Here is a 2,006-nt window from a genome sequence, read left to right as displayed (position 1 = left end):
TCGCGCCGTGCGAGCGGCTCCTGCCCAAACTGATCCGGCATGAGATCGGCGAGTGTCCCACGGACCGGGGGCGACAACTGCGGTGATTCGCCCGCCGCACTCCACGGGTGGAACTTTGGATCACCTTCCGCGGTTGCAATCGCGCGGTCGAGCTCATCAGAGATCCCACGGAGGTCATCGAATCCAAGGGCGCGGATGCCAGCACGGATGGCGGCAAGATCGGGCCGAGGAGAAAGCAAGGCTTCGATCGCGGCCACGGTCTTCGGCGTGTAGCGCTTCGCGAAGGACTGGGTGACGGCCCCCTGCATCGCAGCCAGTTCGCCGATCGGCGGCTTCGGCTGATGAAACTTGTGGGTGTAAGCGTTGAACACACTCCGGTAGTCGCGCGTTGCTCGATCAGCGGCTTCTGATGCCGCGGACATCTGCAGAAACGCATCGTCGTGTTTTTGGGGCGACTCTCCCCCGATCTTGGCTGTGTCCATCGCCTCGACCGCTGCAGCCGCTCGCTCCTGTAGTCGCTGCAGAACGCCACGAACAGGCTCAGGAACGACGCCCCACACGGGGAGCGTTGACTGTTCGCTCATGGCTGCATCTCCATCCCGTCAGCTTAGTTGCCGCGCGTCTCGCTACGCGAGTGAGAAAAAGGTTGACAGCGTGCACAAGACGCGTCAAGCTGATCAAGTGAGCGAAAGGTTCATCAACTGCACATCACTGCGTAGCGGCCCGACTGCTTCCGACCACCCGATGAGGGAAGGAACTCCGGCAGCATTCTTGCGCCAATGGAACACGCGATCCCCTGGCTGCACATTCGACACCAGTGTGTAGGACCAAGACTCCCCTCCGGTGGCGTCCTCTTTAGGCGCCCACAGCTCACCGCCGAGATCATTGCGGTCCGTGATCTCCATCCAGTAGGTCTCTGCCGGATCGCCGGTCCACCACGCCCTGATCGTCATGATCTTGACACTATCGGTGCCCGGAGACGCTGCTGTGGGCCCAACCGTCGACCCTGATTGGCGAGCACAACCGGCACAAAACCGGCACAATCTGCGCCGCCGCTATCCCTGGGAGCCACTCGGATACGACAAAACCCCCGGAATCCCAGGGGTTTTGATCTGTAGCAGGAGCGGGGCTTGAACCCGCGACCTCACGATTATGAGTCGTGCGCTCTAACCAGCTGAGCTACCCTGCCGCGAGGCATCCGTCCGCGTGAGAAGAATGCTGCGAGCCCCGAGTCAGGATTGAACTGACGACCCCTTCCTTACCATGGAAGTGCTCTGCCACTGAGCTATCGGGGCGTGCTGCCCCTCGCGGGGCAACCGTACGAGAATACCATTACTGTGGCGTCCTCATGAAATCCGGGCCGGTCAGTACGACGTCCGCCCGGCGTTCTCCTTGAGCCACGGCATCGGATCGATGGTCGACCCGTTGACGATGAGCTCGAAGTGCATGTGCGCGCCGTAGGAACGGCCCGTGTTTCCGGTCTTGCCGACGACGGTGCCGACCTTGACGGTCTCGCCGGCCTTGACCTGCAGCGAACCGTACTGCATGTGCGAGTAGTGGCTCGTGATGACCGAACCGTCGATGACGTGATCGATGTAGACGGTGACGCCGTAGGCGCCGCCCTGCTCGGTCGCGATGCGGACGGTGCCGTCGGCGATCGCCTGAACCGGGGCGCCGTCACCGGGAACGAAGTCGATGCCCTCGTGCAGACGGCCACTGCGCATGCCGTACCCGTAGCTCATGCCGACGCCGACCAGGAAGGGCCACTGGATGGCCGCGTCGGGGTCGTTCGTGAAGATCTCGCCCGAGTAGTTGATGCCCTGCTCGGCGGCGACCTGGACCAGCGAGACGGTGCTGAAGTCGTCGGACCGCGCAAGCGTCTCGTTCTCGACGCCCGAGGGTGCGACGAAGGCCTGGATCTCGTCGTCGGCCGCTCCCTTCGCGTCGGCGGCAGCAGCCGAGACCAGCGAAGTGGCGGCGACCGAGGTTCCCTGAACCGCGGCGAC

At 63.5% G+C, this 2,006-nt stretch carries 3 protein-coding genes and 2 tRNA genes; all 5 read right to left on the bottom strand.

Annotated features, from left to right (window positions below):
• Window positions 1–584, bottom strand: a 584-nt coding sequence (locus ACNPM4_RS06730) for a hypothetical protein (protein ID WP_448985166.1), incomplete at its 3' end; no start/stop codon positions are given.
• Window positions 585–677: 93 nt separating this feature from the next.
• Entirely contained in the window at window positions 678–953 is a 276-nt protein-coding gene (locus ACNPM4_RS06725; RefSeq protein WP_448985165.1) for a hypothetical protein, read from the bottom strand.
• A gap of 162 nt (window positions 954–1,115) precedes the next feature.
• Window positions 1,116–1,189: transfer RNA gene (locus tag ACNPM4_RS06720), tRNA-Met, on the bottom strand.
• Window positions 1,190–1,223: 34 nt separating this feature from the next.
• Window positions 1,224–1,295: transfer RNA gene (locus ACNPM4_RS06715), tRNA-Thr, on the bottom strand.
• 69 nt (window positions 1,296–1,364) lie between these two features.
• A partial coding sequence (locus ACNPM4_RS06710) for a M23 family metallopeptidase (RefSeq protein WP_448985164.1) occupies window positions 1,365–2,006 on the bottom strand: 642 nt, incomplete at its 5' end.

Source organism: Microbacterium umsixpiens, from assembly GCF_053543675.1.
This window is presented reverse-complemented; position numbering and strand designations above follow the sequence as displayed.